Source organism: Pseudomonas sp. NPDC087598 (genome assembly GCF_044743525.1).
Taxonomy (GTDB): domain Bacteria; phylum Pseudomonadota; class Gammaproteobacteria; order Pseudomonadales; family Pseudomonadaceae; genus Aquipseudomonas.
This window is the reverse complement of the sequence record NZ_JBIUWQ010000121.1, coordinates 1-4,921: the sequence shown is the minus strand read 5'-3', so window position 1 is coordinate 4,921 and position 4,921 is coordinate 1. Positions and strand designations below refer to the sequence as shown.

Sequence of the window (4,921 nt, the reverse complement as noted above, 5' to 3'; positions counted from 1 at the left end):
AATCAAAACACCAAAAAAAACATCTCCTTGAAAAAATCGATAACAGAACTTAAAAAATCCAAACTTGTTTGATTAGAGCGTACTTTCCAGACCTACTCCCCGCAGATCGACAGCATGGCTGTTAAACGTCGCGGTGACGTACGTAAAGCCAAGCTGTACTACCTGCGCGACCTGTCGGGTAAAGCAGCTCGCATCAAGGAAAAACTGGCTTAAGTCCAGCTTCCGATGCAGAAAAAAGCAGCCTACGGGCTGCTTTTTTGTTGCCTGAAATTAACTGCCCTTATCCTGTAGGAGCTGCCGAAGGCTGCGATCTTTTGATCTTGTTTTCGATTTGCTGTCTGCTCTTTACGAGTCATCTCTCATGTCTACCCGTGACCAGGAAATCGAGCGCCGCACTGAACTCTCGGTGACCCGCGTAACCAAAGCCGTTTTCCCGCCGACCACTAACCACCACAACACCCTGTTTGGCGGCACTGCGCTGGCGTGGATGGACGAAGTGTCGTTCATCACCGCCACGCGTTTTTGCCGTTTGCCATTGGTGACGGTTTCGACTGATCGCATCGACTTCAACCACGCCATCCCGGCTGGCTCGATCGTCGAGCTGGTGGGGAAAGTGATCAAGGTCGGCAATACCAGCCTCAAGGTTGAGGTGGAAGTGTTTGTTGAAAGCATGAGCTGTGATGGCCGGGAGAAGGCGATCCACGGTCAGTTCAGCTTTGTTGCTATCGATGATGACAAGCGACCGGTGCCGGTGCTACCCGGGTTCTCTGCCTGATCTGAATCCGGGTAGCGCCCTTCGCGAGCAGGCTCGCTCCCACACGTTTTGTGCCGGACACAAATGTTGTGTTCACCCCGATCACTGTGGGAGCGAGCCTGCTCGCGAATCGTCCTGTCAGGCGCTGGAAATCTCAGGCAGAATCAACGCCAGCAACGTCCACCCCGATCCGGGCTTCAACGTAGTCTCCGGCGTCACCACATGCACCCAGCCACTGTCATCGCGCATGAACAGCAGGGTCGCCCGATTGCCATGCAACGCCCGGTAATCCTCCCAGCCAAAACCATCCGTCAATGTCGTGCTGTACAACTCGGCACCCTGGCCCATCTGGCTGGCCAGCTTCGCGTAAGTGAATGCGTCGCTGCCTAACTGATTGCCTCGATGCTCAAGGCTCGCGCGGTGTTTGTCGCTGCGGCGGCTTTCATGACCGCTTGCCAAACCAAACAAACGTTGATGCCCGAAGTCATGACGAAAGCGCATTGCCGCCAATGTGTTCAACTCACCCGATGGCGACAGCGCCAGCAGATGCCCCAGCCCGACCAGATCCAGATGCGCATCGGCATGCTGCGAAGCAGGATTGCCGAAGTAGGTTGGTAGCCCTTCCATACGCGCCGCACGAATGTTTTCCCAGCTCGAATCAGTCAGCAGCACGCGGCTGCCCAGTTGTTGCAGCGACTTGCCCAGCTCTCGCGCCGGACCGTTGGCGCCGACGATCAGAAAGCCGCTGGGCGCAGGCTCCGCGACCTTCAGCAGTCGCGCCAACGGTCGTGCAGTCGCGCTTTGCAGCACCACCGTACCGATGATCACCGCAAAGGTCAGTGGCACCAGCAGCAGCGCACCTTCATGGCCGGCTTCATCCAGGCGAATGGCGAAAATCGCCGACACCGCCGCCGCGACAATCCCTCGCGGTGCTATCCAGCACAGCAAAGCACGCTCACGCCAGCTCAGGCTGGAGCCCGCCGTGCTCAGCACCACGTTCAGCGGCCGGGCGATCAATTGAATCACCAGCAGCAAAATCAGCACCAGCGGACCTAGCCCAATCAAGGCGTTCAAGTCCAGGCGAGCCGCCAACAGAATGAACAAACCGGAAATCAGCAAGACACTGAGGTTTTCCTTGAAGTGCAGGATGTGCCGCACATCCACGCCTTTCATGTTGGCCAGCCACATGCCCATCAGCGTCACCGCCAGCAGGCCGGACTCATGCATGACCTCGTTGGAGGCAATGAAAATCCCCAGCACCGCCGCCAGCGAGGCGAGGTTATGCAGGTATTCCGGCAGCCACTGGCGCCGAATGATCGTGCCTAGCAACCAGCCGCCAGCGATGCCGAAGACACTGCCGCACAGAATTACACCGCCGAAGGTGAACAGACTCTGTTTGAGACCATGACCCTCAGCGCTGGCAATGATGAAGCTATAAACCACGACGGCGAGGAGGGCGCCGATCGGGTCAATGACAATGCCTTCCCAGCGCAGAATATTGGCGATCGAGGCTTTCGGCCGCACCACCCGCAGCATCGGCACGATCACTGTCGGGCCGGTCACCAGCGTCAGACTGCCGAAGAGGATGGCCAGCATCCAGTCAAATCCGAGCAAATAATGCGTGGCGACCGCGATGACGATCCAGGTGGAAATCGCGCCAATCGTCACCAGCCGATGCACCACGCTGCCAATCTCCTTCCATTCCGACAGGTGCAGCGTCAGGCTACCTTCGAACAGAATCAGCGCCACTGCCAGCGATACCAGCGGCATCAGCAACGGCCCGAACATTTCCTGTGGGTCGAGCCAGCCCAGTACCGGGCCGACCAGAATGCCGGTCAACAACAGAAACAGAATCGCTGGCAGTTTCAGGCGCCAGGCCAACCACTGACAACCCAGTGCTGCCACGCCAATCCCGCCAAATGCCAAGAGGATTTGCTGTTCGTTCATTGATGCTCCCTGTTCCTTGAAATAGCGGGCTATGAAAGACTAGCGGCCATTTCAACCGTTCACTCTTTATTTGCGCGCAGAGCCTGCGCCTGCGTGTCTTGAGCGCCCATGCCTGCCATCGACCATCCGCTGATTGACCAATTCCTCGACGCCCTGTGGCTGGAAAAAGGCCTGTCCGACAACACCCGCGACGCTTATCGCAGCGATCTGGCCCTGTTCAATGGCTGGTTGCAGGAGAAAAACCTCGAGCTGGCCAACGCCGGCCGCGAGTTGATCCTCGATCATCTGGCCTGGCGTTTGGAGCAGAACTACAAACCACGTTCCACCGCGAGATTTCTCTCTGGTGTGCGTGGGTTTTATCGCTATCTGCTGCGGGAAAAGCTGATCAGTGTCGACCCGACATTGCGTGTCGACATGCCGCAACTGGGTCGGCCACTGCCCAAATCCCTATCGGAAGCGGACGTTGAAGCTTTGCTGAAAGCGCCCGATCTGAGCGAAGCCATCGGCCAGCGTGACCGTGCCATGCTCGAAGTGTTGTATGCCTGCGGCTTGCGGGTGACCGAACTGATCAGCCTGACTCTGGAGCAGGTCAACCTGCGTCAGGGCGTTTTGCGGGTGATGGGCAAGGGCAGCAAGGAGCGTCTGGTGCCGATGGGCGAGGAGGCGATTGTCTGGATCGAGCGCTATATGCGCGATGGCCGTGGCGAACTGCTCGGCGGGCGCCCCAGCGATGTACTGTTCCCCAGCCAGCGTGGCGAGCAGATGACTCGCCAGACCTTCTGGCACCGCATCAAGCACCAGGCCAAGGTCGCCGGGATCGGCAAGTCGCTGTCGCCGCATACCTTGCGCCATGCGTTTGCCACGCACCTGCTCAACCATGGCGCCGACCTGCGCGTGGTGCAAATGCTGCTCGGGCACAGTGACCTCTCCACGACGCAGATCTACACCCATGTCGCCCGCGCCCGCTTGCAGGACCTGCACGCCAAACACCACCCGCGTGGCTAAAACATCCACCATTGTTGGAATGCTGACCACAATAATGTGTGCGAGCTGGCGTTGAGTGTCTTGTGTCAGGCGCATTCGGCCACCGTCACCTTATGTGTTAGGCTTTGCCGGTTTGCACGATGGACGGTTATGACCCGGTGTTTCCCCACGGGCGTTCTGACCGATCCATTTGTCCGCCTTCAGGAGTTCTCATGCGTCTGACCCAGATTTTCGCCGCCGCAGCCATTGCGTTGGTCAGCACCTTTGCCGTCGCCGATGACGCGGCCGACAAAGCGATTCGTCAAAGCCTGGAAAAACTCGAACTCGAGGTTCCGGTAGAAAGCATCAGCGCCAGCCCGTTGCCGGGCATGTACGAAGTCAAGCTCAAGGGCAGCCGCGTGCTGTACGCCAGCGCCGACGGCCAGTACATCGTTCAGGGCTATCTGTTCCAGCTCAAGGACGGCAAACCGGTCAACCTGACCGAGAAAGCCGAGCGCGTCGGCATCTCCAAACTGATCAACGCCATCCCGGTGGCCGAAACTGTGGTCTACCCGGCCGTGGGCGAGACCAAATCGTTCATCACCGTGTTCACCGACACCACCTGCCCGTACTGCCACAAACTGCACGCCGAAGTGCCTGAGCTGAACAAGCGCGGCATTGAAGTGCGCTATGTAGCGTTCCCGCGTCAGGGCCTCGGCTCACCGGGTGACGAGCAACTGCAAGCAGTGTGGTGCTCGAAAGACAAGAAAGCCGCCATGGACAAAATGGTCGATGGCAAGGAAATCAAGGCCGCCAAGTGCGATAACCCGGTTTCCAGGCAGTTCGCCCTCGGTCAGTCCATCGGCGTGAACGGCACACCGGCCATCGTTTTGGCCGACGGACAAGTCATTCCGGGCTACCAGCCTGCGCCACAAGTCGCCAAACTGGCGCTGGGCGCGAAGTAATTCGCATCGTCACGGTCAGCCTTTGACGATCATGGTCCGGTGGCAACAGCGCCGGGCCATTAATAGAGAACCGCGAGCACGCGGTTGTTTTCCGGCCGACCCTGCGTCGGCCGTTTTATGGGGAGTTCACAGTGAATCCGGTCAAAGTAGGCATCTGTGGGTTAGGGACCGTCGGTGGCGGTACCTTCAACGTACTTCAGCGCAACGCCGAGGAAATTGCTCGTCGTGCCGGGCGTGGGATCGAAGTTGCACAAATTGCCATGCGCACGCCAAAGCCTCCGTTCCAGACGAC

The 4,921-nt window shown here is 58.6% G+C and carries 4 protein-coding genes and 2 pseudogenes; 5 read left to right on the top strand and 1 reads right to left on the bottom strand.

Annotation, left to right across the window (positions count from 1 at the left end):
- Nucleotides 1-72 precede the first annotated feature (72 nt).
- Both ACIOWE_RS29710 and ACIOWE_RS29705 read left to right on the top strand, forming a co-directional pair.
- Nucleotides 73-213: pseudogene (locus ACIOWE_RS29710) on the top strand (50S ribosomal protein L19); the annotation flags it as partial.
- A gap of 148 nt (nt 214-361) precedes the next feature.
- Complete coding sequence (locus ACIOWE_RS29705; RefSeq protein WP_201235079.1) at nt 362-775, top strand: acyl-CoA thioesterase; 414 nt, start codon at nt 362-364, stop codon at nt 773-775.
- A gap of 117 nt (nt 776-892) precedes the next feature.
- Here ACIOWE_RS29705 and ACIOWE_RS29700 read toward each other — a convergent pair whose 3' ends face one another.
- Nucleotides 893-2,701 (bottom strand): cation:proton antiporter, encoded by a 1,809-nt coding sequence (locus ACIOWE_RS29700; protein ID WP_401398516.1) that lies wholly within the window; start codon nt 2,699-2,701, stop codon nt 893-895.
- Nucleotides 2,702-2,809: 108 nt separating this feature from the next.
- On the opposite strand from ACIOWE_RS29700, the gene xerD reads away from it, so the two are divergent.
- From xerD to ACIOWE_RS29685, 3 genes and pseudogenes are all read left to right on the top strand, one after another.
- On the top strand, nt 2,810-3,706 hold the full coding sequence (xerD, locus tag ACIOWE_RS29695) for a site-specific tyrosine recombinase XerD (protein WP_201235077.1): 897 nt from the start codon (nt 2,810-2,812) through the stop codon (nt 3,704-3,706).
- A 191-nt stretch (nt 3,707-3,897) separates the two neighbouring features.
- Complete coding sequence (dsbC, locus tag ACIOWE_RS29690; protein WP_401398514.1) at nt 3,898-4,629, top strand: bifunctional protein-disulfide isomerase/oxidoreductase DsbC; 732 nt, start codon at nt 3,898-3,900, stop codon at nt 4,627-4,629.
- Nucleotides 4,630-4,760: 131 nt separating this feature from the next.
- Nucleotides 4,761-4,921: pseudogene (locus ACIOWE_RS29685) on the top strand (homoserine dehydrogenase); the annotation flags it as partial.

Excerpts from the sequence above, each read along its gene's own strand:
- dsbC (WP_401398514.1), top strand. The coding sequence starts at position 3,898 with ATGCGTCTGACCCAGATTTTCGCCGCCGCAGCCATTGCGTTGGTCAGC.
- ACIOWE_RS29705 (WP_201235079.1), top strand. The coding sequence starts at position 362 with ATGTCTACCCGTGACCAGGAAATCGAGCGCCGCACTGAACTCTCGGTG.
- ACIOWE_RS29700 (WP_401398516.1), bottom strand. The coding sequence starts at position 2,701 with ATGAACGAACAGCAAATCCTCTTGGCATTTGGCGGGATTGGCGTGGCA.
- xerD (WP_201235077.1), top strand. The coding sequence starts at position 2,810 with ATGCCTGCCATCGACCATCCGCTGATTGACCAATTCCTCGACGCCCTG.